This is a genomic window from Burkholderia sp. DN3021 (genome assembly GCF_049805555.1).
Classification (GTDB): domain Bacteria; phylum Pseudomonadota; class Gammaproteobacteria; order Burkholderiales; family Burkholderiaceae; genus Burkholderia; species Burkholderia pyrrocinia_C.
In genome coordinates, this window is record NZ_JBNCAB010000012.1 from 38,997 (window position 1) to 64,287 (window position 25,291).

Consider the following 25,291-nt stretch of genomic DNA (forward strand, 5'->3'; position numbering starts at 1 on the left):
CCGAGGCAGGCAACCGCCCTCTTGGAGGGCAGCGAAAAACAGTAAGCGTGGGGGTCGTTCATCATGCCTCCCAGATCGTCAGCCGCACCGGCGTCGGGTTGTAGCCGTTGCACGGGTTGTTGAGCTGCGGGCAGTTCGAGATCAGCACCGTGACGTCCATCTCCGCGCGCATCTCGACATACTTGCCGGGCGCGGAAATGCCGTCCTCGAACGTCAGCCCGCCGAGCGGCGTGACCGGCACGTTCATGAAGAAATTGACGTTGCCGACGAGATCGCGCTTGGTCAGCCGCGCGCCGGTGCCGCATGCGCAGTGCGCGATCGCATTGAGGAAGCTGTCGCGGCAGTTGTGCATGTGGCGCTTGTCGAGCGCGTAGCGCACCGTGTTGCTCTCGGCCGCGCACGCGCCGCCGAGCGTGTCGTGGCGGCCGCAGGTGTCCGCAACGATCGTCACCATCGGATTGCCGAGACTGGACAGCAGCACGCTGCCCGCGCTCAGGTACAGGTTGCGCTGCTCGCGGATCGTGTCCTGCGCGCTATAGCGCTCGTCGGGCGCATCGGTGCGATAGAACAGCGTATCGACGGCCTGGTTGCCTTCGAGATCGAGGATGCGCAGCACCTGCCCGCGCTTCACGTCGTGCAGCCATGGTTCGCCGGCGTTCAGCGTGGTGTCGTAGATCGCGTGCCGCGGGTCGAGGCGGCTTTCGATGATCGGCATGTCGGGGCTCCTTACGCGAACAGTCGGTCGGTGTTGACGAAGCCGCGCGTGTTCTCCGCGCATGCGGTGCGGCACGGATCGTCGTCCGGCGCGGCGCCGTCGGCGGGATACGCACGGCATGCGATCAGCTTCACGGGTTTCGGCGCATAGGCCGGCTGCGGATCGAGCGGATGCGGCGCGGTCGAGAACGCGGCGAGCGTGTTCATCTCGAAGCGCAGGTCGAACGCACTGCCGGCCGGCGAGTGGCCCGCGACGAAGTCGAGCGACCCATCGTCGCGCGGCGCGAGCTTGCTGAAGAAATTGACGTTCGCGACGAGGTCGCGCGCGGACAGTCCGTATTTCGCGAGTTCGAGCACGAGGCTGTCGCGGCCGTTGCGGATCATCGCGTTGCGATCGGCCTGATACGACGACGGGCCGTACTTGCGCGCGAACAGCCGCGCATCGCCGATGCCGCCGAGCGGATCGTGCCAGCCGAGCGTATCGGCCGTGATCGATGCGATCACGCGGCCCATGTCCGTATACAGCGCGTGGCCGCGCGTCAGGTGCGCGGTGTGCTGCGCCTTCAGCGTATCGGCCATGTTGTAGCGTTCGAGCGGATCTTCGTGACGATGAAACACGGCGGACAGATTCGCGCCGCCGTCGAGATCGACGACGCGCAGCGCGAGGCCGCGGCGCAGGATGCCGGACCAGTGGGTTCCGGCGGGAACGACCGTTTCCCACACGACGTGCGGCAACGGGGCAAGCGGGGCTTGGGGGCTCGGCGACATGGCGGCTCCTCGGATCGGTTGAACAAAAGGCGTGAGAGGGCGACCGAACGACATCGCGACCTCCCGGGCTTTTGTCCCTCCGTGGAGCCTCGCCGGATCCTCGCAACAAGGCAGGCGGCAAGACCGGATTGCTCTCGGACCAGGCATCGCACGGCGTGTGACGCCGCGCGACCGGAACCCTAGCGATCCTGAAGATGATGCAAATTGCTTCGCACCTCTCGGACGGTGAATAAGCGAGTTGCATGCCAGCGCGTGCATCCGGGCACGCGCGGCCCCGTTCGGCGCGGCATGGGAGGGCGAACGGCACGCCATGCACGCGCATCGGCCCGCCCTCCCGGGGCGCAGCGCGCGCACCACTCGAACGCGGCCGGCACCAGCGCGGGGCAGCGATACGCACGCGCACCGCGTGCGATCGCAATGGCACGGCCATTGCTGAATACGCACACCGTCACTCTGTCCACCGATCGCTCATGAACAAACTCGACCTGCTTCGGCGCGCGCTGGCCGCGCTCTTCTCCGCGCGTTTCATCGAACTGCAGCGTGCCGCGCGCCGTCACTGAGCGGCGCGTTTCCGACACACGTCAGCCGCCGGTTCACACCGCTGGCATGCTTCTCGCTCGCTCCGATGCCGAGAGGTGCGGCGGTGTCGCATCTTAGGGATGCTAGGGTTCCGGTTCGTCGAACGTCTGGTCCGAGAGCAGCCCGGTGTCTGTGCATACGGTCGTCTGACCGTGCGCATGGCGCTACACGGCGGGACAAAAGCCCGGGAGATTGGCGATGGCGACGGCCGTCGCGCCTCTCCGTGGCCGGTCGTTCGTCCCGCATCCGCAGGAACCGGTCACGCGGCCGGATCGCGCATGGGCGCGACCCGTGCCGACGATCCCGATCCCGGTCTCCTGGAGAAAACGATGACCCGCCTCGCCTCGCCGTTCCGCCGCCTGCTGTCCTCCCGGCACCTCCGTTCCGTCCGCCATGCACTCGCCGCCGTCGCCGTCACGACGTCGCTGTTCGCCGCGCCCGCCGCGCATGCGGCCCCGCCGCTGAAAATCGGCTACAGCGACTGGCCCGGCTGGGTCGCGTTCCAGGTCGCGCTCGACAAGGGCTGGTTCAAGGAAGCCGGCGTCGACGTCGATTTCGAATGGTTCGATTACTCGGCGTCGCTCGACGCGTTCTCCGCCGGCAAGCTCGACGCGGTCGCGGTGACCAACGGCGATGCGCTCGTCACGGGCGCATCCGGCGCGAAGAACGTGATGATCCTGCTCACCGACTATTCGGCGGGCAACGACATGATCATCGCGAAGCCGCCGCTGCGGACCGTCGAAGGCCTGAAGGGCAGGAAGGTCGGCGTCGAGCTCGGGCTCGTCGATCACCTGCTGCTCGAAACCGCGCTGCAGAAGCACGGGCTGAAGGACGGCGACGTCACGCTCGTCAACGCGAAGACCAACGAACTGCCGCAGGTGCTCGGCGCGTCGTCCGACATCGCGGCGGTCGCGGCGTGGCAGCCGAATGCCGGCGAGGCGCTGAAACGCGCGCCGGGTGCGCGCGCGATCTTCACGTCGGCGGATGCGCCGGGGCTGATCTACGACGCGATCACGGTGACGCCGACCAGCCTCGCCGCGCGCCGGGCCGACTGGGCGAAGGTCGTCAAGGTCTGGTATCGCTGCGTGGCCTACATCAACGATCCGAAGACGCAGGCCGACGCGGTGAAGATCATGTCTGCCCGCGTGGGCCTCACGCCGGCGCAATATCTGCCGCTGCTGAAGGGCACGCACCTGCTCGATGCCGCGGCAGCGAAGCAGGCGTTCCACAAGGGCGACGGCCTCGATTCGATCTACGGATCGACCCGCAACGCGAACGCCTTCAACGTGCGCAACGCGGTCTACAAGCAGTCGCAGGATATCGACGCGTATATCGACCCGCGTCTCGTCGAATCGCACTGACGGCGGCGGGCGGGGGGCCGCCCGGAACGATGTCGTTTGTCGATATCGAGCGGCAGCCGCCGGGATTCGAAAGATGTCGAGGATCCCGGCGGAAGCGTGAAGACGGTGTTCATGCTTGAAAGTGGCTTCCGGCTGAATGACGACACGCTTGTCGCGACGATTCAACGCCCAATGCTTGCGCGTCGACAACGGATTCACCGGATTGAATATCTGCGATACGGGTAACGATGGACACCGGCAAGTGCGCCGCGATCGGATGCCGCACCATCGCGGCATCCCTCTGTCGAGACTGACGCGGAGATCAATGCCCCTTCTTCGCCTGCTTCTTGACCGCTTCCTTGGCGTCACCGTATTTCTTCTGTACTTCGCCGGCTACCTGCTGGGCATCGCCTTTGATTTCCTGCTTCACGTTACCCGTGGCCCGGCCAATCACCTCGTTGACCTTGCCCTTTGCCTTTTTCGCGACACCCTTGACTTGATCCTTGTTCATGATGAATGCTCCGGTCACACCTGCTGGCTGGATAACCTGCCGCCCGTCGAGATCAGCGCGTTGACCGATGCACGCGATACGGCAGAATCTGAAAAAGCAGCAATCGCTCACCGCATTCCGCAGTCACGCTGACGCGTGCATGGCGGAAAACCGGCCGAGCCTCCTGCTGACGTGTCACTACATCGGCGGCGTGTTACCCGAATGAAGCGCCCACCCCCATTGCGAATCCGCCATCGCAGGCCAATGGTCCTTGTCGAATCCGGAGGCGCTCTTCATCCGCTCTTCTGTTGCGTCGAGCCGGAAGCATTTCTCGTCGGTATCCAGGGTGAACGCGCCCCAAGGCACGGCAAAAAGTTTGTCGCCCATCCCGAGAAAGCCGCCACACGACAGCACGACGTACGCGATCCGGCCGCTGCATACGTCCAGCATGATGTCGATAACCTTTCCGATCTCCTTGCCATCGGACGATAGAACCTTGTCGCCAGTCAGCGTGGTGGCCGCCATGACGTTGGGGCCGGCCCCGCCTGTGCTGGTTGCGTGACCGATGATCCGGGCGCCGCTGCTATTGCTCGGCGGCTGATTGCTGGGAGAAACGAGTGTCATGACCTGCTCCTGTGTTCATAGACCGAAATGCCGGCGCGCGGCGCCGGCTAGCGTGACGGTGCGACGCTCGCGCCGATCCGGCTCTGTTTCGAGCCAGCGCGCCGCGCGCTTCGCCTGCAATCGCCCGCCGTCATGCGGGCCGAAAAACATGCCCGATTCGAGTGTTTCGTGCCGGCATGCGCGCGGGTTGCCGTGACATGCTCACAGCCTGAGCATCGCTTTGAGCGCCATCGATTCGCGGCCGCGGTATCCGTTGCTGTCGAGGCGATGACATTGGAAGCGCGGCGCATCAACGATGCTCGTCGAGGTGCACTGCCGAGGGGGTTCGGCGCCGATGCGTGCTCTGTTCGCATAGCGCGCATGAGGCAGGAGAACACTTCCGAACGGGCGCGACATGCGTTCCTATCAGGCCAACCAACCCTATGCGCGACCAGCCCTGAAGTCGGTACGCTGCCGTACCCATGCGGGAGCGGCTGTGAGGCGATCGCGGGCGCCTGTGGCGGCGCTGTCGCGACCTCAAGCGTCGATTGCAAATGGCAAGCCGATTTTCGAAGCATGCGGGCATCGAGAATGGCGAACACGCCTCTGCCCGTCGAATGCCGGAGTCTCTCCAAATATGTCGGGAACGGTAAATCGGTGACTCAACTGAAGCGATTCAGCAATCCGGGGCTGGAAATCGTGTTGCCAGTCAGCCCCTGTCGATGCACATCGCGAGAAATCATGCCGTCCTCCAGGACCGCGCACATCGCGCCGAACAACATGATCGCGATTGCCTCGCGATTGCCATAAGGCCGGCGTAGCCGATGATCCTGAGCGTCTTCATTTCGCCTCCTGCCATAAACGATGGCTGTCGCGATCCGGATCATCTTGCGGCTTCACTGCCGCGGATGAGATCGCCGTCGTTGACCAGCCATCGCGTGACGAGCACGTGAACGAGACGCCCTATCTCAATCCGAAATAGCCGAGGACGAACAGAACGATGACCACGGCAGCGCTTCCATTTTTATTCTCCCGATTCGCGTCGCGATGTCCGATCGCACATCGCCGCCCCCATGCCAGTTAGATGTAACCCGTTGCGTGAAGCACGGTGCGATGGGGAATGGCCCCCCCGTGAAGCCTCCGTGTTCAATCAGGTTTTTTTGACAGATTCCTTCGCGTCGCCAAGATTCTTTCGGGCCTGGCCGGCCGCTTGCTGGAGATCGCCTTTGACTTCCTGTTTCGTGTTGTGCGTGGCCCGGCCAATGGCTTCATTCACCTTGCCTTTTACCTTCTCCACAGTTCCCTTGACTTGATCCTTGTTCATGGTAGAGCTCCAATACATAACTGGTTCGTGGATGACGCAGCGATCTTTTGCCGTCAGGTGATGACACGGTCCGACCGATGGATCGGTATTTGATGAAAATCCTCTGTTATCCAGATCGTTCGCCCGGCTTGGCGAGTGCGCTTCAGTGTTCCGGCGGACGATTCGTGACAACGTCGCGCGTCGCCAGCCAGTACGGCTGCCGATTGTAGAACTGGTGAAGCGACGACCCCCACTGCTCATCTGCCATCGAGGGCCAATGGTCCTTGTCGAACGCGGGGGCATTTTTTACGTGGTCCGCGGTAACGTCGAGCCGGAAGCACTTTTCGTCCGTATCCAGGGTCAGCGCACTCCACGGGATGGCGTAAAGTTTGCCGCCGATGCCGAGAAAGCCCCCGCTTGACAGCACGGCATAGGCGATCCGACCGCTGCGTACGTCCAGCATGATCGCTGAAATCTTCCCGATGTCCACCCGGTCAGACGTGAAGAGCTTATTGCCCTTGAGCGTATCGGCCTCCATCACGTTGGGGCCTGGTCCCTCGCCGGTCCCGCTGCCGACAATCGAGGCACCTGTATCGCTGGTCGATGGCCGATGGGTCTGGTCTGGTATCGTCATGATTCCCTCCTGGTTCGTTTCTCGGGACGCCGGCGCGGATCGCCGGCTCGCCGTGATGGACGGCACATACACCGGTCACGCGATATGCATCGCATGACCGCCGTTCGCGTCGCCTGCCAAATGCCCGCCACTACACGGGCAAAGTCGAGTGTTACGTTCAAGCAGCCTTTCCGCAGCGGCACGCGCTACCGGAGCAGTCGTTGCCTGCCGCCCGGTTCGCAGACCTGTCGTTGACGACGGCATCGGAATTCGCCAGCTGCCGCGGCCGTGATGGCGTCGGGTACACATAATGCCGACGGTTACGTGTCGTACAGGCATCGCATCTCGCCGCTTATCCGTTGCGCGCCCGCCGTTCACGCGGGAGATTCAGGACATTGAAGATGGAGAGCGAACTTACTCCGGCGGCCTATTTCCCCGCGACAACGAGCTCCCCGGTATTCACATGTCTGACGCCCTTCACGCTTCGGGCAATATTCCTGACATGATCGATCGCGTGCTGGCTCGCCAACGAGCCTTTCAGCGTCACCACGCCGTGTGTCGTCATCACGCTCACATCGAAGCCCTTGCTGACGCTGTCCGAAAGAATCTTTGATTTCACCTTGGTGGTGATCCAGCTATCGGACACCGCGCGCTCCGTCTTCGCGACGGCGCCATGTTTGGCCGGTGTACCAGCACCCGTCGGCACCTCGAGGTTGTCACTGACACGCTGAACCCCGTCGACCGACCGGGCCGCCGATTCGGCCACCGACTTCGCATGCAAGCTGCTTACCACCCCGTCGAGGGTGACCACGCCGTCGGCGGTGGTGACGCTGATATCGGATTTTCCGAGACCTTCTTCACCCATCAGCTTGGCTTTAACCTTCGCCGTGATAGCGGTGTCATCGATCGTGGTGCCGACGTTGCTGGCAGTTTTGGACATCGAACTGTCGCCGGTGGCGAAGCAGGTCGTGCCGATGCCCAACCCGGCCACCAGCCCGATCGCAATCAGTGCGGTGCGAATCGGCGTACGACTCGACAAGATTCTTTTCATTCGCTTTCTCCAATGCGTCGTATGAACGACTTGATCTGAACAACGTGCGCGATCCCGGTATCGAAACGTATGGTTCAATTGGCATCCGATGTGCAACGATGCCGCGGCCCGTTGGTGGGCGACGAAATCTTCGCAATCTCCTGACGACAGAATCACATCATTGCCCGCCAATCTCGGCCCGGTCGGGTAGTTATGCACGGGATGTACGGGCTCAGTCTGTCCGATGCCGGACGGTTTGCTCGCGCGCGTGGCACGCGGAACCGGAGCGGCCTCCGTACTCGCTCGGGCCGGCCAGTCTCAGGGCCTTGCACAGACGACGGCAGTGAGGATGAACGGAATGACCTGATGCGCGACGGCCTTGCTGCCCGCTAACCGAGAATGCGCTTCGACCGAATCGATCGGCGCCTTGACGACGACGCCGTAAATCGAGCCCGGCAGAGGTTGGCCGGTCCCCGTCCTGAACAGCGCGTCATACTGCGCATAGGCGAACACGGCATAGACGTTGAAGCCAAACACCGTGAGCGCGGCGTTGCGGGTAGGCCGGAACGCGTTGACCGAATTCTGTTCGACCCGCATCGGATCGCGATCGATATAGCCGTGATTGAACAGGCGCACGATGAACGCGTGCGCGTCGGTTTTGCAGTCGAACTGCGCGTCCAGCGCATAGGCGTGGCTCGGCGCGGGGGCAAGCCCGACTCCGCCTGCGAAGAATGCGGCCAGCATATTGAGGAGGGTTTTTCTCATGACAGTTTGCGCGGACCTGATAAGTCCGCCATGCTCGTTACCCGTACCACCTGCCCGGCCGCCTTGCGTCGGAATCGATTGCGGGCGATCTGCGCAAGGTGGCGCTTGCCGCGTCATACCCGGCAACCGCAAGCGCGAGCGCCGGATTCAGGTTGTCCACCATCGAGCCCGGGATCAGGATCGTCGCGCCGCGCTCCTTCGTCGTTTCATAGGCAATGTTCATCGCCCGCAGCTGAAGCGCGCCTACCCGGTCTCACGGATGCGCGCCGGTCGCCCGTTTCGAGATGCAACGGTACGGCAACGATGATCCACGAAGGGGCCTTTCCTGACAGGATTCTCGAGCCTATATCCGCCCCAGGAGGAGGAGCACAACTACGACGATCAGCACCACGCCCAGCAAGCCGCTGGGCATATAGCCCCACGAACGGCTGTGCGGCCAGGTCGGTATCGCACCGATCAATACGAGCACCAGCACGACAATCAGTATTGTTCCCAACATGGACCTTCTCCTTTCGACTGAGTGTTTCAACGAACCCGTCGCCGCCCGCGCTTGGGACCCGGAACCTTCCGGGCCTTGCGCGAGGTATCGCCGCACAGTTCAACTTGATGTAGTTGGACATCTGCAATGTGTGTGAGAAACCTGCCCGGCAAAGTGAAATTGACATTGATCAGCCACGCAGTCGGTACGGTGGAGGACATCGAGATATCCGTTTTTCCGCCCCGAGATCTGGAGCGCCGCAGAGCGAACTCGACTCCTCGCGTCGTCAGCGTGCCCTTGGCATGCCTGTGTCGTTGGCACCGCTTGATTTGAATCGCAGGTCAGGCCGCCGCCGCGCTGACGAAAAGGAGAACTTTGCGAAGCCGGGTACGGCACCGTACCGACTTCAATCCAGACGGCGAGCAACGTAGGCCGCACGCTCGAAGTGTCTGCTTTAGCGCGTTCGATACGTATCGTCCCGTTTTACTTTCATCGTTCCCGCCGCGCCGCATGACATGCACGAGAGCAATCGCTGACGCAACGCGCCGATTGCCCGTCGCAGTACCTGAATCGACCGGCTGATCGCCAATGGGTCGGCACGTCGAGTTTTTCGGCTTGCATGGGACGCATCCGCACCGGTCCGAAGCACCCACCAGAATGGACGATATCGCGGGCATTAGCCGTCATGTTCGATTTCAAGGAATCGCGCCCCGCGAGACCAGCGGCGCGCATCGAGCCTCCTGAAATACCCGGCGTGCAGGGTTTGATTACGCTTGCCGTTGGCGTCACGGTCGTCGCGGCGCTCTATTTTGCGCGCGAGATCCTGATCCCGGTTACGCTCGCGATTCTGCTCAGCTTCCTGGTCGCTCCCCTGGCCAATCTTCTTGGCCGCATCAAGCTCGGCCATGTGGTCTCGGTTCTCCTTGCGGTGACGATGTCGCTCTCGGTGATCGTCGTCCTTGGGGGGGTGATCGCCGCCCAAATCACGGATCTCGCCGTTGGCATCCCCCGCTATCAGGCGAGTATCGACAACAAGATCTCTGCCGTGCATGGACTCACGGTTGGAAAATTGAACCAGCTGGCGGGTGCCGCTGGCCAGGCGCTTCAACGAGCAATCGTGGATCAGCCGCAAGCGACGCGCGAATCGGCGCCATCCGCGTCCGGCGTCCAACAGCCCGCGGTGCTTCCCGTCGAGGTGTTCGAGCCATCCCAGACACCATTCCAGCTTGCACGGCGCATACTATCTCCCGTCGTCCGTCCGCTCGAGACGGCTTTCATCGTATTTGTCGTCACCATCGTCATTCTGTTGCAGCGCGATGATCTTCGGGGCCGCGCTATCCGCTTGTTTGGTTCGCGAGATCTCCATCGGACCACCACCGCAATGGACGAAGCCGCGCGGCGCCTCAGTCGATATTTCGTTTCTCAACTCGGCGTAAATGCCGGCGTGGGCGTCGTGATCGGGACCGGGTTGTTCATCATCGGCGTACCCAGCCCGGTGCTGTGGGGAATTCTGGCCGCGCTGTTGCGCCTTGTCCCCTATGTCGGAATCTGGATCTCTGCCATTCTGGCTACCGCGCTCGCCGCAGCCGTCAGTCCGGAATGGTCGATGGCGATCTGGTCGCTGGTGCTTTTCGCGACCGTCGAGCTGCTGGCCGGTCAGGCCGTCGAGCCGCTCCTATACGGCCATAGCACCGGCCTTTCCCCATTTTCGGTCGTCGTCGCTGCGATTTTCTGGAGCTGGATATGGGGGCCGATCGGGCTCATCCTGTCCACTCCGCTGACACTTTGCCTGCTGGTCCTCGGTCGCCACGTTACGCGGCTCGAATTTCTCGACGTGCTGCTTGGCGACCAGCCCGCGCTGACGCCAGTCGAAAACTTTTATCAGCGCGCGCTCGCCGGCGACCCGGACGACGCAGTAGAGCAAGCCGGGGTACTGCTTCGCGACCGGCCGCTCTCCTCCTATTACGATGAAATCGTCCTCAAGGGCTTGCAGCTCGCGGCCGACGACGTCTTGCGCGGTGGCGTAACGCCCGCACAACTGGCACGAATCGAGACCACGGTCAACGACCTCATCGAGGGCCTGGATGGCTTCGCGGATACCGATCCGGCTGTCGACGCAGCAGCACCCGACTGGGGCGCATTGGCTCCACCTGCTGCCGGACAAAAAGCATCGAGCCAATCGGCTTCGAATGCTTCTTCGCCCAGCATCGAAACGCCCCCGATTCGGCATGCTGACAATCAGGTCCTTTGCATAGCAGGTCGAGGGCCCCTCGACGAGCTGGCATCGGCCATTCTCGTCCAGCTTCTCGGCAAACACGATCTCGATTGCCGGGTGGTCAACCATGACGCGGCCTCGCGCGTCCGGATCGACAGTCTTGACGTCACCGCAGTGACAACGGTGTGCATTTTTTATCTACGCATCAATGGGATCCCGTCCCACCTGCGTTACCTTTTGCGACGCGTGCGGCAACGCTTGCCGGACGCGTTGATCGTCGTCGGCCTCTGGCCGGCAGGCGATACCGATCAGTGGGGCAAAGATCTCCAGAGTGCGATCGGCGCCGATCACTATGCCACTTCGATCAGGGACATGGTCAACGCATGCATTGTCTCGACCGGCACGGCAAGCGCGTTCGGCCCTGAGCCGAAGCCTGACGCCGTTTCAGCGTAACGGGCATGCGGCGACAAGGACGTGCGGGTGCCTGCATTTGCAGCACGGGCACCAGTCCTCGAGTTGAGTCACTTGCTGTTCCCTCGATTCAGTAGTGCAACGCCCGCGCGCAAGCGTCCGGCACCGGACAGACGTCGGTCGGGAGTCAGCGCACAGATGATCTATTCGATCGAACTCGGCCGCAATGACGGCAATCTCCTCGTGAGTCCGTCGAATGCCTTTGGAGATCGATCATGAGACGCATTGCCCCTCCATCCCGACCGCGAGTTGCACCGGCACTCGCGATAGCGGTTTTTCTCGCGATAACGGCACTCGCCAATCCTGCGAGCGCTGCCTCCCCCGCGCAGACCCAAGCACCTGCAAGCGCGATGACCGTTGCAACCCACGACCGGATCGAGACGCGCATCAACAACCTTCACGACAGGCTTCAGATCACCGCGGCGCAGGAAGGACTTTGGCACAAGGTCGCGCAGGTCATGCGCGACAATGCGGCCACGATGGACTCGCTCAGAGAGGCGCGAACCAGTCGTGCAAACAGCATGAGCGCCGTCGACGATCTCAAGTCCTATGGCCAGGTCGCCGACGCTCATGCGGACGGCATCAGAAAGCTCACTCCTGCGTTTCAGACGCTGTACGACAGCATGTCCGACGCCCAGAAGAAGAATGCCGATCTGATTTTCCGGACTGACCATCACCACTCCGCAAAGAAGGGGTGATCTCGAGACACCCGCGGCAGAAAGCAGACCGGTGCCGCACGCAGGTCCCGGATCTCGGACAGGAGAACATCATGAAAACCCCAGAAATACGCGCCGCGTTCATAGGCTCGATAATGACCAGCATCACGACGACGGTCAGCTTGGCCTTGGCTATCGGCGGCATGTCCATGGCGCCGGCTTTCGGCGCAGACTACGGCAACTACGAGAGCCAACGGCAGCATGGCGCGAATGATGGCTATCAGCATGACGAAAGCTATCCACAGCAACATCGCATGGGTAACGGTTATCTGCAGAACCACAGGCATCAGTGGAATCACGGCAATCGGCAGGCTTATCGACATCCGGGCAATGACTATCGTCGCGGCGACTACTACGACAATCAGGACTATGTGTATGCGCCACCACCCGTGGTCTATGCCCCTCAGTCGACGCCAGGCATCAACCTGTTCATACCGCTTCAGTTCCGATAGGGTGCGAGATCGCACGGGGCTTTGTCCGCTGGGTCGGATGGCAACGAAACCGGGAGAGGCCGCTGTTCGGGCTGTTTCGGTTTCGTTGCTTCGCGATTGTTGCGCAACCAGCCTTTTGTCATGACCTTACTGAGGTTCTATCCTGTTCTGATTGTGCGACCGCGCGCGGAGGGCAGCATGCATAAACCTGCGGAGCTTGCCGAAAAATTCTTTGGCATACCCTATGAATCATTGGACGAGCGCACGAAGAATGTTGCACGTCTCGTCTCGGAACGAAAGCACATAGCGAGAGACGCCACGAAAGAGCTGGATGCAGCGGCGACGCGCGGCCAGCGTGCAGCAGATGCCGTTGCCGCCTTCGGCGGGTCGTGGATATTCATCACGTGCTTCATGGTCGTCATGGTCGTCTGGGTCAGCCTGAATTCGCTGATTCTGGCAACGTACAGCAAAGCCTTTGATCCTTACCCGTATATCTTGCTCAACCTGTTTCTCTCGATGCTGGCAGCTATCCAGGCACCCATTATCCTGATGGCGCAGAACCGGCAGTCATACAAGGATCGGGTCTCTGCCGAGCACGACTACGAAATCAATCTGAAGGCCGAACTCGAGATCATGTTGCTCCATGAAAAGCTGGACGGGTTGCGCGAGGAGCAATGGAATGAATTGCTGAACATGCAGAAGGAACAGATGGCGGCGCTGAAGAACCTGCTCGAGTCTGGCAGGACGTAAGCGACGGGGCATCAGGGTCGCCAGCTTCGCGAAACGACGCGATCGAATCACGGCGACGCGTGCCGGAAGGACGCTGACCGGCCATTTTCATGTGATGACCGCAGCCGACTTACCATCCTTCCCGTTGCCCCGGCCTATGCGCCCCCTGGTCATCGGGATGCCAGGAACGATTCATGTGATCGCGGGACGTGTCGCCTCGATTCCATCCGCTTTCGTGACCACCGCCATACCCCCCGTTTCGATCACCACGTTAGCCGTCGCCGGGCACCCAAAGGCATCCGGCAAGCACGGTCGCAATAGCCGCAAGACAGACATAAATGGACGCACGCATGTTGCTCTCGTTGCCAATCGCATTCGAGTGCGGTGCTTCGTTTGATCGACCGGAGACGAATGACGGAATCATTCGCCACTGATGTGAACCACATCGATGTTCGTGAAAAGATCACGCACGAAGGGATGGTTGCAGGAAACATCCTCGTTTCAACGAGATTGCGTGTCTGTACGGTGAAAGACGATTGTCGAGGCGGACAGGTGCAGGATCCTGGTCGCCATCGTGAATCTCCGCAATTTGATTTTGCATACGTTGCCGGACCGGCTGCGCGGCATCGACGGGTTGAGTCCGCAACCCATACAAGACGCACGTGCAGCGAAGCTGAACGAGACACGGGCCGAGGCTGATGTCGCGTCTTTGTACGCTGTCGTACCGCGTCCGCGGCCGGCCTGGCGTAGCTTCGAAAGCTCCACGAACAACCAGGAGACGATGATGCTGCGAAGAACATTTCTGTGGGGGACGCCGGGATCCATCCTTGCCATTTCCCTCGCGGTTTCAGGTTGCACGATGACCGGAACATCCGATGCCAGCGGCCACCAGATCGACAAGCGCCACACTATCGACGCAGGTGTCGACTCGACCCTCGCGCGTCTTTACTCCAGCGCCAACGGCTCGCGTGAACTCGTCGCCAAGGCGCGCGGCGTGCTGGTGTTCCCGTCGGTCATCGCGGCCGGCTTCTGGATTGGCAGCCAATACGGCGAAGGCTCGCTGCGCGTTGCCGGCAACACGGTCGGGTACTACAGCACCACGACCGGCTCGATCGGGCTGCAGATCGGCGCGCAATCGAAAGCCATCATTTTCCTGTTCATGACCCAGGACGCGCTTGACCGGTTCCGTAGCAGCGAAGGCTGGTCGGTGGGCGGCGATGCATCGGTGGCAGTACTGAAAGTGGGCGCGAACGGCAATGTCGACACCAGCACCGCGACCGCGCCGATCGAAGCGTTCGTGCTGACGAACAGCGGGTTGATGGCGGGTGTGACGCTTGAAGGAACGAAGATCACGAAGCTGACGACGCTGTAGTGCTCGAAGCCGGCCGGGCGAGCAAGTCGGCCAACGCGGCGATCCGACGGCGCGGTGGCGGATCTGAACTAAACTCGCCTGATCCGCACGTCGGCGTGCCCGTTCCCGGCGCTTGTCCGCCAACGTATCGAACGCGAGTCATCGCTTCGCATCATTCCGCGGTCGACGCCGCGCAGGCCTGGCGACCTCGATTTCCCGTCAATAGCGCCGTGAAATATCGGCTCCGTATCGAGCGCGCGTGATTGCGCACACCTTGATGAGACATGTGCCGGCACTATAATTTTTGAAGGGTGATTCGCATTCGAACGGTCATTCCGAACTCGTCGGAAAAAAGGGACATATTGCCGTCACCATCCCGTCCGGTCGTCGGATCGGTAAGGTATGATGGTTGCCCATTCCGCCGATTCCCGCTGCGCCCACATCGGCCGGATTCTCCATCGTCAGCCGAGCGCAAGCGTAGGAGCCATGCATGCAGGACAACCCGCCCCTTACCGAAAATCACCTGCTTGCCGCGCTGCCGGAAAACGAACGCGCGCACGTCGCTGCGCACCTGACGCTCGTCGAGATGCCGCTGGGAAAAGTGCTGTACGAGTCGGGCGGCCAGCTTCATCACGTCTATTTTCCGACCACGTCGATCGTTTCCCTGCTTTATGTGATGGAGGACGGCTCGTCCGCTGAAATCGCGATCGTCGGGCATGAAGGCATGATCGGCGTATCGCTGTTCATGGGCGGCGAGACGACACCGAGTCGGGCCGTCGTGCAAAGCGCGGGGCATGCCTACCGGCTCGACGCGAGCATCCTGAAAGAGGAATTCCGACGCGGCAACGCGATGCAGCGCCTGTTGTTGCGCTATACCCAGGCGCTGATCACGCAGATGGCTCAAACCGCGGTGTGCAACCGGCATCACTCGATCGATCAGCAACTGTGCCGCTGGCTGCTGCTCAGCCTCGACCGCCTGCCTTCGAACCAGCTGCGCATGACGCAGGAGCTGATCGCCAACATGCTGGGCGTGCGCCGATCGGGCGTGACGGAAGCGGCATTGAAGCTGCAGGACGCGGGCCTCATCCGCTACAACTACGGCCATATCGAGGTGCTGGACCGGCCGGGGCTCGAAAAACGCGTGTGCGAATGCTACAGCGTGGTCAAACGTGAATTCGATCGCCTGCTTCCCGATCTGAAGCGGCTCTAGCCGCTACCGCGCCGCGCAACCCGCGCTAACGGTGCTTGATGTGCGACGACCTCCGGTGATGCTTTCGGTGGGCCGGTCTGGAAATCATCCTGGTGACACCGCCGATCGACGGCGGATCGCTGGCGGGGAACGTCCCCTCCACCGCGTCGTCGACATTGCGCTCGCTCTTGCCGCCGTTCGTATGCTGCTCTCGATACCTGCTGCGCATAACCGCCTCCATGGAGCTGATGATCGGACCGGGCCGGCCCGGATTCGACTGTCCGGCGTGTGTACGGCACGCCAGCGTGTAAGGCCGTCGGTCACGACCAGCATAGACCCGATCCGGACACCCCGCCGGGCACGAGCGTGATTCGCCGCAAAACGCCGGACATCGCGCGACGAGCCCGCCGATGACGTCGAAATCAAGGTCGGGACCAGGGCAATCACGCGCGCATGACGCATCAGGGCGGTCGCCATTACGACCATCGCCGGTATGGAAGCAACGGCTATTGCGGTGGCGAGGAGGATGCCTATGGCGCTCCTCCGATGGTGTACGCGCCGGCACCGGTGCCGGGCCTGTCGCTGTTCATACCACTGCGACTGCGTCGAGGCGCGAACCGAATCCGGCCGCCCCGTTTACCCGGCAGCCCGTCGACAGGGGCGATCCACACTGCTTCGCGATCCTGATGACGATGCTCGGGAGGATGTCTCGCGACATGCCGGGAGGGAGCCGCCCGATCGCCCCCTTGCGCGCTTTGTACGGTTTCGTACCGCATCGGCCGTTCGTCGCGTGTAGCGTCTCAAACATGCCGGCCATCCGAGGGGACGCGATCGGCAGGAATCGTTCCGCATCGGCGGACGAACGGCTGGATGCCACCGCACGGCAGGCATGTCAGCAGAATCACCGACGTGCCGGGCATGGATCTGGCGAGGACATCATGTTGCGAAGCATCCGAAGGTTGCATGGAGACACGGTTCGAGCGAAGGACGGCGATATCGGGCGCATCCATCAGGCTTACTTCGACGACGACAACTGGTGCATCCGTTACCTCGTCGTCGAGACGGGGGACTGGCTGCACGACAGGCAGGTACTGATCTCGCCGTATTCCGTCACGCATGCCGATCCCGAAACGCGCACGCTATACGTCAGCCTCACGCAACAGCAGGTGAGAGACAGCCCGAATCTGGACACGCACAAGCCGGTATCGCGCCAGCACGAGATCGAGTACCTGCGTTACTACAACTACCCGACTTACTGGGGCGGCCCGAACCTTTGGGGGATGGGCGCTTACCCGGCTTTCGATCCCGCGGGGCCGTCGCAGGATCCTGAAGCAGGCGACCCGCTTTTCTCGCACACCGCGCCGGCCAGCGCACCGGCGGATACGCATCTGCGCAGCACCGGCGAGGTCGACGGATATCGGCTCGAAGCCACGGACGGGCATATCGGTCACGTGTCCGACTTCATTTACGACGATCAAGCGTGGGTGATCCGCTATCTGGCGATCGACACGTCGAGCTGGTGGTCGACCGGCAAGGAAGTGCTGATCGCGACTCACTGGCTCGACCAGGTGGACTGGTCGACGAAAACGGTATCGACCACGCTCGCGCGCGATGCAATCCGCCGGAGCCCTCTATACGACGACTCGCAGCTCGTTCATCGAAGCTACGAAATCGAGTTGCATGAGTTCTACGGCAAGCACGGATATTGGAACGGAGACCGATAACGGAGACCGATAACGCAGCCCCGCGCAATCGGCAGCCAACGCGACCCGATCCCGTGCGGGATATGGCGTGACCGGACGCCAAGGAGCATCCGCATGACCTCAATCTGTTTCCCGTCGACCGAAGATTCGACACTCGATGCGCTCTGTGTCAATACGCTGCGCTTCCTGTCGATCGATGCCGTGCAGAAAGCGGCGAGCGGCCATCCGGGCTTGCCGCTCGGCGCCGCGCCGATGGCCTACGCGTTATGGACGCGCCATCTCAAGCATCACCCCGCCAATCCGGCATGGCTCGATCGCGATCGCTTCATCCTGTCGGCCGGACATGGTTCGATGCTGCTGTACAGCCTGCTTCACCTGACTGGCTACGATCTGGCACTCGACCAGATCGAGCGCTTCCGACAATCGGGCAGCCTCACGCCCGGTCATCCGGAGCGCGGCCTCACGCCGGGTGTCGAGACGACGACCGGCCCGCTCGGCCAGGGCTTCGCCAACGCCGTCGGCATGGCGATAGCGGAAGCGCAGCTCGCCGCGCGCTACAACCGTCCCGGCTTCGAGATCGTGGATCACCACACCTATGCACTCGTCAGCGATGGCGACCTGATGGAAGGCGTCGCGGCGGAGGCGGCATCGCTTGCCGGCCATCTCCAGCTCGGCAAGCTGATCTGCCTGTACGACGACAATCGGGTCACGCTGTCCGCCGGCACCGCGATCACCTTTACCGAAGATCGCGCGCGACGGTTCGACGCCTACGGCTGGCATACCGAAACGGTCGACGACGGCAACGACCTGGCCGCCATCGACGCGGCGCTGGTCAATGCACGTGCCGAGCAGTTGCGTCCATCGTTGATCCTCGTGCGCACGCATCTCGGCTATGGCTCGCCCAACCGGCAAGACACGTACCAGGCACACGGATCGCCGCTCGGCGACGCCGAGGTGCGCCTGACCAAGCATAACCTCGGCTGGCCGCCCGACCCCGCGTTTCATATCCCCGCACCGGCGCTCGCGCATTTTCGTCGCGCGCTGACGGAGGGACGAGTACGGGAAGAGCACTGGAACGCGCGGTTCGCAGCCTATGCGCGCGCGTTTCCCGAGCTGGCGGAGATGCTGCTGAATACGGCGCGCGGCACGCTGCCCGACAGGTGGGACCGCGATATCCCGGTCTTTCCGGCCGATCCGAAAGGCATGGCGACGCGAGTCGCATCCGGCAAGGTGCTGAATGCCCTCGCCTCCCGCGTACCTTCGCTGGTCGGCGGATCCGCCGATCTGAATCCATCCACCTTCACCGCACTGACCGGGCTCGGCGATTTCGAGGCCGCCGGCATGAACGCGCTTGACCGGCAGGGCTCCGAAGGCGGCGGCTGGAGCCGCAGCGGCCGCAATCTGCATTTCGGCGCGCGCGAGCATGCGATGGGCGCGATCCTGAACGGCCTGGCGACCCACGGCGGCATCCTGCCGTTCGGCGCGACCTTCCTGATCTTTTCCGACTACATGCGTCCGCCGATCCGGCTTGCCGCGTTGATGCGCCTGCAGGTGATCTATGTGTTCACGCACGACAGCCTCGCGGTCGGCGAGGACGGTGCGACGCATCAGCCCGTAGAGCAGCTCGCCGGCCTGCGCGCAATCCCGGGCCTGCTGGTGATTCGACCGGCGGATGCCAACGAGACGGCCGTCGCGTGGCGTGTGGCGCTCGAAGCCCGCGAGCGGCCGACCGCGCTGGTCCTGACTCGCCAGGACGTGCCGACCATCGATCGCCTCCGGTTCGCGCCGGCCGAAGGCTTGCAGCGCGGCGGCTACGTGCTGGCCGATGCCCCCGATGGACGCCCCACGCTGATCCTGATCGCGACGGGCTCGGAAGTCGGGCTCGCGCTGGCGGCGCACGCCGAGCTGCTCGCGCGCGGCGTGGCGGTTCGGGTCGTGTCGCTGCCCTGCTGGAGATTATTCGACGCTCAGCCGCAGCGGTATCAGGACGCCGTGCTGCCGCCGTCGGTCGGTGCGCGGCTGGCGATCGAAGCGGGCGTGTCGCAAGGCTGGCACCGCTATGTCGGCGATCGTGGCGACGTGCTCGGCGTCGCATGCTTCGGTGCGTCGTCCCCGGGCGCCGAGCTGATGCGCGATTTCGGCTTCACCGTCGAGAACGTCTGCGACCGCGCGCTGAAACTGCACGCGTGATCCGCGGGCGGCCGGTGCGCATATCAGGCGCTCGGGCCGCCGCCGGCACGGCGCGTACCGGCTTCGAGCACCGCGTCGACCATCGACTGCGCATCGGACACGATGCGCGCCATGTGATCCTCTCCGGCGAATCCCGGCGTGCCGTCGAGTAATCCGCCGACGAACCACTTGAACCCGACAGGCACTTCGTGGACTTCGCGATCGCGCGCGCGGGCCACTTCGACCGATGTGCAGACAGATAATCGACGAGCACCGCGAGACAGTGATTTTTTTCGGCTCGCGGCAAACGTGATGCGACCGACGTATCGCCATCCCGTGACGCCCCTCGCCGACCGCCGCCGGTACGCGCACCCTGCCAGGGACGATCGGCGCGATACTAGGCAATGAGTGCGGGGGCGTGTCGACGCCACATGGCGACCTGCGCTCGACACGCGGCGAGCGCGACGTTATCCATGCAAGGGATTCAACGTGACCGAAACCATCGGATGCCTCATCTTCGGAGCCCTGCTGATTTTCATGGGACTCATCGGATCGTCGCTCGAGCGCCTGCCGCTTAGCGCGGCCATGGTGTATCTCGGGATCGGCTTTCTGATCGGACCGGCCGGTACCGGTTTCCTGTCGATGACATTGCCGGACGACGTCGCGCGGTTGCGCATCGCCGCCGAAATCGGCTTGCTGATCTCGCTGTTCGCGATCGGCCTGAAGCTGCGTGTCCCGCCCGCCGATCCCCGCTGGATGCTGCCGCTGCGGCTTGGCGTCGTCGCGATGATCTTCACCGTCGCGTCGATCGCCGCGCTCGGCGTGCTGGTGTTGCATTTGAGTCTCGGCGTCGCGGTACTGCTGGGCGCGATGATCGCGCCGACGGACCCGGTACTTGCTCATGACGTCGGCGTGCGCGACGCGGGCGATGTCGAGCTGGTGCGTTTTTCGTTGTCCGGCGAAGGCGGGATCAATGACGGCACGGCCTACCCGTGCGCGGTGCTCGGCCTGCTTTTGTGCGGCTCCGGCACGACGTCGGCGCTTCACTGGAGCATGGTCGGCGGCATTGCATGGGGCATCGCATCCGGCGTGGGCACCGGCTGGCTGTTCGGCTTCGCCACCGCCCGGCTCGTCGCATTCCTGCGCAGCCGTCACGGACAGGCGCTCGGCTTCGAAGGGTTCTTCGCGCTGGGCCTGATCATGCTGTCGTACGGCGTGACGCTCGCCATTCATGGCTACGGGTTCCTGGCCGTATTCGCCGCGGGCGTCGCGATGCGGCGCGTCGAGCATCGAACGAGCGGCCGGAAGACGCCGAAGGAGACGGTCGGCGTCGTGGACAGCGAGGATGTCGAGGCCACCGCCACCGATCCCGACAAAGCCCATGCGTTCGTCGCGGAATCGGTCATGGGATTCACGATCGAGCTGGAACACATCGCCGAAGCCGTGCTGATCCTGCTGATCGGCGCGCTCGTCTCCCGCTATTGGGCCGATATGCTCACCTGGACGGGCGCGGCCGTGGTCGCGACACTGCTGTTCGTCATCCGGCCGGCCGCCATCCAGCTCGCGCTGATCGGGTCCCGCGCGTCGCACCGCCAGCGCCGGTTGATCAGCTGGTTCGGCATTCGCGGCGTGGGTTCGCTGTATTACCTGATGCTCGCGCTCGAGCAAGGGCCGCGCGCGGAACTGTTGCCGCTGGTTCCGTGGGTACTGGTCATCATCGCCGTGTCGATCGTGCTGCACGGCATTTCAGCGGCGCCGCTCATGCGCCGTTATGCGTGAGATCCATCGCGGGCGCAGTGGCACGACGCGTGCCTCGGTCGAACGGTTTGGCGCGATGCCCCCCCCCGACACGCAAGGTGCCGGGCGGCCGTCTTTCCATGAACCTGCAGCATCGATGATGTCCCGCGTCACAGCCTGCCCAGCAGCATCAGGACGAGCAACACGACCAATACCAAGCCCAGTAATCCGCTTGGTCCATAACCCCAGCCGTTGCTGTAGCGCCAGGTCGGGATCACCCCGACCATCAACAGCACGACAACGATCAGTAGAAGAAGTCCCAATGACATGTCGTCTCTCCTCAATCAATCCGGCCCCGGCCATGTCGCGATGCGTCCGCACCGATGGCCGCCGAATGCAATCGAACCGATGTTTCCGTCGATACGCTCCCGTGCGCTCACGCGTCGACGCGCACGCGCGCCGTTCGTCGCCTGTCGCGTCGAATTGGCGGTTCCGCATCTCGAATGCCGGAGTAGCCGGGACGTCAGTCGTCCTGCTCCTTCATGCAGGACGCGTGCTCGATGCACCCGGTTCGGAACGTGCATCGGCTCTTTCGATATCAAGGTAGACGGACGCGGGCGTGGAGTCTGTCCGGCAACGTACCGGACGCACGCGGGCCCTCGCGGACATCGCCGCACATCACCTGCCTGCCGATCTGAAGTGACGCCAACCGCCACTGCACGGCATCGTACCGACTTCCCCCTTTCGCTCGCCCATTCTGTGTCGGCACGCATTCGCGGCAGTGGTCGATATCGATACGCAGTACGCTCCAGATCAGGAGGATCTATGAAACATCATTCAGGCACAACACTTGATCAACGCGATCAGGCTACTTGGCAAAAGCAACGGGAAGATCTCGCCCGCGCCGACATCGAACGGTCCGAAAAGCGCATCCGCGACGCCGCCGGCATCAACTCCAATGCGAGCAAGTGGCGTTATTCGCGTCCCGACAATCGGGCGAGATAAGCGGCGCGCGGCGCAACGCGCCTCACGGCCTCCACGAGGCCAGGCCGGCGTTCAGCCGCCATATCGCGAACGGTGCGTGGCCAGTGGGCTAGCTCGTCACGTTGTGCAGTACGTTGCCGCCCGCCACAATCGCCGACGACCACGAGAACGGGGTTACCTGGAACATTGCCGCAGATATGCGACGGACTCCGCGGCAAAATAGGACGAACAGCACCGCGCCACCGATCGACCTGTCAACGGGCCGATGATCGCGGGTGCTGCGTGAAATGTTCGCCACCCTGCTTTTTCGTGAGGAGCCCGGTTCAGTGGAGATGTCCTCCGAACAGCCCGAGCAACCCGATGACGATCAGATAGATCGCAACGATGTAATTCAACAGACGCGGCACCACCAGAATCAGAATGCCGGCAATCAGCGAAACCAGCGGGCCCGCGCTCGTGAGAATGTTCATACGCCCTCCGCAAGATTGAAAACAACACACGAATACAAAACCGCCCGGCCTCCGCCGCTGATTACAGCGACCTGAGCCGGGTGACCTTCGTGCCTTCGAGCGTCACGCCGGCCATTCACCCGTTGTGCGTCAGCCCGATCGAACCGGTCGTGGTGCTGTCTTACCCTACGGTACTGCCGCCGACGCGCAGCGAGCCTTCACCCTACCGGCCGCCGACGAAAAGACCGGCCGCGATGACTGATGGGAATACCAGCACGTTGCGTGCCTTGCCGGCGAGTTCGCACGAGTCTTTGGCTGTCGTGTAAAGGCGAGCAAGGGTCGATGCGACGCCTGCATCAATGGTGCGACGTTCGTCGATCTGGTGGCCACGGGCGTCGGATGCGTCGCCGGTCAGACCGATAGCCAGGAACGATCCTGGCGTACATCCCATAGAAATATTCGTCACACCATGATTCGCCCCAGGTGGTTCGTGAATACCCTGATGCCGTACATGGGCGAATACGGGACGAAAGCGTACCAAGCGTGTAAAAAAGACAATATGTACAACCCATCTTCGCGGCGATTCGCGTACGGCATCGTACCGACTTCCGTCACGATGGCGCGCAGTGTGTCTTCGGGCACCCTGATTTTCCGGCGCTAAAGCGCCCGATACGAAGCTTCGATGGTTCCGGGTTTCGTACCGGTGAAACAGGCGACCAATGTCAAGGAGCAGTGTCATGAACAGGGATCAGGTGAGAGGCCGCATCGCGGAAGCAAAAGGCAAACTGAGGGAAGTGGTCGGCAAGGTCATCGGAAATCGAGTGACCAGAATGCAGGGCAAGGTCCAGCAGGTCGTCGGAAAGACACAAGCGTCTTTCGGCGACGCGAAAGAGCAATTCAAGAAGCGGCCGTAGGGTATTCGCGCGAACCGCGCCGAAGCGCCGCGCGATCGAGCAAGGTGCCGCGGACTCGCCGGGTGTTGATTGCGCACGTACGCGTCCGGCGAGATCCGTTTCCCAGCCGACCGTCACGATCCTTCATTGGGTCGGGTGTCGTCGCCGTGCGCGGCGGCAAGTGGTTTGTGCTGCTCTGCTCCCATGCCGGGAAAGAACGCATCCCACGCATCCCGGACACCTTTCGCTGCGGTCGCATCCGCGGCAATCGTCTCCTGGTCGCCCGACTTGGCCGGATCGGAGCGCAAGCCTCGCCAATGCGTAAAGGTGAGCACCGGCTTTTCCGTCCATTCGCCGGCGCCAAACTTCGCAAATGCCGTGTCTCCGCTCACCAGTCGCACCTCATACCATCCGTCGCGAACAGGCGCATATCGGTTCAGCGTAAACCATCGTGTAGATTGGATTTTCATCATTGCCTCCATTGCCTCACTTGTCCATGGAGCGTTGTACGCGACAAAACTCCCGTCTCGTCCGGTCGACGCGTGCGCGCTTCTTAATAATCGGCGCACCGATTCAGCCACAGCCGGCCTGCGGCCGTCATATTGATCGAACCGCCGGTGCGCGACTCGTATGCGAGCCCGTGATTCAACAGTTCATTGGCTATGGCGCGTGGTATATCGGCTTGGGAATCCGGAATTCGATCAAGCGATTTGAGGGTCTCGACGACCTCGGGTGAAAGTGGGATGCACATGGCGGCCTCCTCGGTATCGAGTTCATCCTGAACCGGACGACACGCGCGGGTCTGTACGGTATCGACTATTTGGAAGTCTCACTCTTCAGAAACCGCATTGCAGCCGGGCCATTTTCCCGCATCGCAAATATGATTCGGTATCCGATGTTTTGATTGCGTAGCCGGTATCGGACGCGCACACTACAGATACATGCCCGTTTTTTTCGAAGCATCGGCGCCCTTGAATCCTTCGGCGCCAACGATTGCTCTGTCAGGAGCAAATCATGACCATCCCCACTGTCGAATATCGCGGACGTGAACTGCGTGTCTATTCGCAAATCCTGTTCCCGCCGTTCGGCGATCCCCACGCCCCGGGCCCGAAGCGCTTCGGTTCGATCGTGCGCATCGATACGATCCCGGCGACCTCGGCAACGGCGCCGCGTTACTCGACCATTTTCGAGCATGGCGCTCCGCCGACGGCGGCGCTGGCACTCGACCTGGCGATGCAATTCGGCAAGGACATCGTGGATGGCAAGATCGCTCCCGCAGCGATCTGATTCGTCCGCCGCATCCGGCTCGACGCCGCGTCTCGCGACGCGAGCACACCTCACTCCGGAGGATCCATGAAATATCATTCAGGCACCTCGATTGATCGGCGCGATGACGCGACCCGGCAAAAGCAGCGGGACGATCTGGCCCGTGCCGACGTCGAACGCGCCGAGAAGCGCATCCGCCAGAATGCCGGCATCAATTCCAATGCGAGCAAGTGGCGTTATTCGCGTCCAGACAATCGGGCGAGATGAGCGGCAGATGCGCACCGCGCACTGTTGCACGTCGGTCG

General features: G+C 62.7%; 30 protein-coding genes, 1 pseudogene and 2 riboswitches. Of the genes and pseudogenes, 14 read left to right on the plus strand and 17 right to left on the minus strand.

Features of this window, described 5'->3' with window-relative positions; all coding sequences use genetic code 11:
• Positions 1 to 61: 61 nt before the first annotated feature.
• On the minus strand, positions 62 to 715 hold the full coding sequence (locus tag ACPUER_RS08985) for an urea amidolyase associated protein UAAP2 (protein ID WP_034182276.1): 654 nt from the start codon (positions 713 to 715) through the stop codon (positions 62 to 64).
• Positions 716 to 726: 11 nt separating this feature from the next.
• The gene (locus tag ACPUER_RS08990; protein ID WP_425130893.1) at positions 727 to 1,482 is read right to left on the minus strand and encodes an urea amidolyase associated protein UAAP1; all 756 of its coding nucleotides are present in this window, start codon (positions 1,480 to 1,482) and stop codon (positions 727 to 729) included.
• A gap of 58 nt (positions 1,483 to 1,540) precedes the next feature.
• Positions 1,541 to 1,676: riboswitch (guanidine-I (ykkC/yxkD leader) on the minus strand.
• 457 nt (positions 1,677 to 2,133) lie between these two features.
• Positions 2,134 to 2,254: riboswitch (guanidine-I (ykkC/yxkD leader) on the plus strand.
• Positions 2,255 to 2,390: 136 nt separating this feature from the next.
• Between ACPUER_RS08990 and ACPUER_RS08995 the strand changes: the two genes are divergently transcribed.
• Positions 2,391 to 3,422: an ABC transporter substrate-binding protein gene (locus tag ACPUER_RS08995; RefSeq protein ID WP_175962985.1), complete on the plus strand. Its 1,032-nt coding sequence runs from the start codon at positions 2,391 to 2,393 to the stop codon at positions 3,420 to 3,422.
• A gap of 301 nt (positions 3,423 to 3,723) precedes the next feature.
• On the opposite strand, the gene ACPUER_RS09000 is transcribed toward ACPUER_RS08995, so the two are convergent.
• The 9 genes and pseudogenes from ACPUER_RS09000 to ACPUER_RS09040 form a co-directional block, all read right to left on the minus strand.
• Positions 3,724 to 3,912 carry a CsbD family protein gene (locus ACPUER_RS09000; protein ID WP_310136426.1) on the minus strand — a complete coding sequence of 63 codons (189 nt, stop codon included), beginning with the start codon at positions 3,910 to 3,912 and terminating at the stop codon, positions 3,724 to 3,726.
• Positions 3,913 to 4,089: 177 nt separating this feature from the next.
• Positions 4,090 to 4,515, minus strand: coding sequence for a PRC-barrel domain-containing protein (locus ACPUER_RS09005; protein ID WP_072439675.1), 426 nt, complete (start codon positions 4,513 to 4,515; stop codon positions 4,090 to 4,092).
• A gap of 641 nt (positions 4,516 to 5,156) precedes the next feature.
• Positions 5,157 to 5,381 (minus strand): hypothetical protein, encoded by a 225-nt coding sequence (locus ACPUER_RS09010; protein WP_425130894.1) that lies wholly within the window; start codon positions 5,379 to 5,381, stop codon positions 5,157 to 5,159.
• A gap of 263 nt (positions 5,382 to 5,644) precedes the next feature.
• A complete protein-coding gene (locus tag ACPUER_RS09015; protein WP_425130895.1) occupies positions 5,645 to 5,818 on the minus strand; it encodes a CsbD family protein in 174 nt (57 codons plus the stop codon).
• Between the two features lie 142 nt (positions 5,819 to 5,960).
• On the minus strand, positions 5,961 to 6,431 hold the full coding sequence (locus ACPUER_RS09020; protein ID WP_310136417.1) for a PRC-barrel domain-containing protein: 471 nt from the start codon (positions 6,429 to 6,431) through the stop codon (positions 5,961 to 5,963).
• Positions 6,432 to 6,837: 406 nt separating this feature from the next.
• Positions 6,838 to 7,461: a BON domain-containing protein gene (locus ACPUER_RS09025; protein ID WP_425130896.1), complete on the minus strand. Its 624-nt coding sequence runs from the start codon at positions 7,459 to 7,461 to the stop codon at positions 6,838 to 6,840.
• A gap of 297 nt (positions 7,462 to 7,758) precedes the next feature.
• Positions 7,759 to 8,205: a hypothetical protein gene (locus tag ACPUER_RS09030; protein ID WP_310136412.1), complete on the minus strand. Its 447-nt coding sequence runs from the start codon at positions 8,203 to 8,205 to the stop codon at positions 7,759 to 7,761.
• A gap of 37 nt (positions 8,206 to 8,242) precedes the next feature.
• A pseudogene (locus ACPUER_RS09035) lies at positions 8,243 to 8,449 on the minus strand (hypothetical protein); the annotation flags it as partial.
• A gap of 99 nt (positions 8,450 to 8,548) precedes the next feature.
• Positions 8,549 to 8,704, minus strand: a complete 156-nt coding sequence (locus ACPUER_RS09040; protein WP_072439665.1) for a DUF3309 family protein — start codon at positions 8,702 to 8,704, stop codon at positions 8,549 to 8,551.
• Between the two features lie 664 nt (positions 8,705 to 9,368).
• Between ACPUER_RS09040 and ACPUER_RS09045 the strand changes: the two genes are divergently transcribed.
• The 8 genes from ACPUER_RS09045 to tkt all read left to right on the plus strand — a co-directional run bounded on the left by ACPUER_RS09045 (position 9,369) and on the right by tkt (position 19,678).
• Complete coding sequence (locus tag ACPUER_RS09045; protein ID WP_310136410.1) at positions 9,369 to 11,351, plus strand: AI-2E family transporter; 1,983 nt, start codon at positions 9,369 to 9,371, stop codon at positions 11,349 to 11,351.
• 233 nt (positions 11,352 to 11,584) lie between these two features.
• Complete coding sequence (locus tag ACPUER_RS09050) at positions 11,585 to 12,067, plus strand: Spy/CpxP family protein refolding chaperone (RefSeq protein ID WP_310136409.1); 483 nt, start codon at positions 11,585 to 11,587, stop codon at positions 12,065 to 12,067.
• 71 nt (positions 12,068 to 12,138) lie between these two features.
• A complete protein-coding gene (locus tag ACPUER_RS09055) occupies positions 12,139 to 12,537 on the plus strand; it encodes a hypothetical protein (RefSeq protein WP_284889133.1) in 399 nt (132 codons plus the stop codon).
• Between the two features lie 177 nt (positions 12,538 to 12,714).
• Positions 12,715 to 13,266, plus strand: a complete 552-nt coding sequence (locus ACPUER_RS09060) for a DUF1003 domain-containing protein (RefSeq protein WP_425130897.1) — start codon at positions 12,715 to 12,717, stop codon at positions 13,264 to 13,266.
• Between the two features lie 763 nt (positions 13,267 to 14,029).
• Entirely contained in the window at positions 14,030 to 14,617 is a 588-nt protein-coding gene (locus ACPUER_RS09065) for a BPSL1445 family SYLF domain-containing lipoprotein (RefSeq protein ID WP_425130916.1), read from the plus strand.
• A 469-nt stretch (positions 14,618 to 15,086) separates the two neighbouring features.
• A complete protein-coding gene (locus tag ACPUER_RS09070) occupies positions 15,087 to 15,806 on the plus strand; it encodes a Crp/Fnr family transcriptional regulator (RefSeq protein WP_072439659.1) in 720 nt (239 codons plus the stop codon).
• A 917-nt stretch (positions 15,807 to 16,723) separates the two neighbouring features.
• Positions 16,724 to 17,509 (plus strand): PRC-barrel domain-containing protein, encoded by a 786-nt coding sequence (locus ACPUER_RS09075; protein ID WP_006755498.1) that lies wholly within the window; start codon positions 16,724 to 16,726, stop codon positions 17,507 to 17,509.
• A gap of 93 nt (positions 17,510 to 17,602) precedes the next feature.
• Complete coding sequence (tkt, locus tag ACPUER_RS09080) at positions 17,603 to 19,678, plus strand: transketolase (RefSeq protein ID WP_425130898.1); 2,076 nt, start codon at positions 17,603 to 17,605, stop codon at positions 19,676 to 19,678.
• 23 nt (positions 19,679 to 19,701) lie between these two features.
• On the opposite strand, the gene ACPUER_RS09085 is transcribed toward tkt, so the two are convergent.
• Entirely contained in the window at positions 19,702 to 19,863 is a 162-nt protein-coding gene (locus ACPUER_RS09085; RefSeq protein ID WP_425130899.1) for a hypothetical protein, read from the minus strand.
• Positions 19,864 to 20,146: 283 nt separating this feature from the next.
• On the opposite strand from ACPUER_RS09085, the gene ACPUER_RS09090 reads away from it, so the two are divergent.
• Positions 20,147 to 21,436 carry a cation:proton antiporter gene (locus ACPUER_RS09090; RefSeq protein WP_310136396.1) on the plus strand — a complete coding sequence of 430 codons (1,290 nt, stop codon included), beginning with the start codon at positions 20,147 to 20,149 and terminating at the stop codon, positions 21,434 to 21,436.
• A 128-nt stretch (positions 21,437 to 21,564) separates the two neighbouring features.
• Here the strand turns inward: ACPUER_RS09090 and ACPUER_RS09095 are convergent, their stop codons facing one another.
• Positions 21,565 to 21,723 (minus strand): DUF3309 family protein, encoded by a 159-nt coding sequence (locus ACPUER_RS09095; RefSeq protein ID WP_310136394.1) that lies wholly within the window; start codon positions 21,721 to 21,723, stop codon positions 21,565 to 21,567.
• A 496-nt stretch (positions 21,724 to 22,219) separates the two neighbouring features.
• On the opposite strand from ACPUER_RS09095, the gene ACPUER_RS09100 reads away from it, so the two are divergent.
• A complete protein-coding gene (locus ACPUER_RS09100; protein WP_175962993.1) occupies positions 22,220 to 22,399 on the plus strand; it encodes a hypothetical protein in 180 nt (59 codons plus the stop codon).
• A 302-nt stretch (positions 22,400 to 22,701) separates the two neighbouring features.
• On the opposite strand, the gene ACPUER_RS09105 is transcribed toward ACPUER_RS09100, so the two are convergent.
• Together ACPUER_RS09105 and ACPUER_RS09110 are read right to left on the minus strand one after the other, a co-directional pair.
• Positions 22,702 to 22,848, minus strand: coding sequence for a DUF3096 domain-containing protein (locus ACPUER_RS09105; RefSeq protein WP_072439647.1), 147 nt, complete (start codon positions 22,846 to 22,848; stop codon positions 22,702 to 22,704).
• Between the two features lie 202 nt (positions 22,849 to 23,050).
• On the minus strand, positions 23,051 to 23,293 hold the full coding sequence (locus ACPUER_RS09110; RefSeq protein WP_425130900.1) for a hypothetical protein: 243 nt from the start codon (positions 23,291 to 23,293) through the stop codon (positions 23,051 to 23,053).
• 271 nt (positions 23,294 to 23,564) lie between these two features.
• Between ACPUER_RS09110 and ACPUER_RS09115 the strand changes: the two genes are divergently transcribed.
• Positions 23,565 to 23,741, plus strand: a complete 177-nt coding sequence (locus tag ACPUER_RS09115; protein ID WP_175962994.1) for a CsbD family protein — start codon at positions 23,565 to 23,567, stop codon at positions 23,739 to 23,741.
• Between the two features lie 113 nt (positions 23,742 to 23,854).
• Here ACPUER_RS09115 and ACPUER_RS09120 read toward each other — a convergent pair whose 3' ends face one another.
• Together ACPUER_RS09120 and ACPUER_RS09125 are read right to left on the minus strand one after the other, a co-directional pair.
• Positions 23,855 to 24,190 carry a hypothetical protein gene (locus tag ACPUER_RS09120; RefSeq protein ID WP_310136514.1) on the minus strand — a complete coding sequence of 112 codons (336 nt, stop codon included), beginning with the start codon at positions 24,188 to 24,190 and terminating at the stop codon, positions 23,855 to 23,857.
• Positions 24,191 to 24,273: 83 nt separating this feature from the next.
• On the minus strand, positions 24,274 to 24,471 hold the full coding sequence (locus ACPUER_RS09125) for a hypothetical protein (protein WP_072439645.1): 198 nt from the start codon (positions 24,469 to 24,471) through the stop codon (positions 24,274 to 24,276).
• A 263-nt stretch (positions 24,472 to 24,734) separates the two neighbouring features.
• On the opposite strand from ACPUER_RS09125, the gene ACPUER_RS09130 reads away from it, so the two are divergent.
• Complete coding sequence (locus ACPUER_RS09130) at positions 24,735 to 25,007, plus strand: hypothetical protein (RefSeq protein WP_310136389.1); 273 nt, start codon at positions 24,735 to 24,737, stop codon at positions 25,005 to 25,007.
• 66 nt (positions 25,008 to 25,073) lie between these two features.
• Positions 25,074 to 25,253, plus strand: a complete 180-nt coding sequence (locus tag ACPUER_RS09135) for a hypothetical protein (protein WP_072439641.1) — start codon at positions 25,074 to 25,076, stop codon at positions 25,251 to 25,253.
• The last annotated feature ends 38 nt before the right edge of the window (positions 25,254 to 25,291 follow it).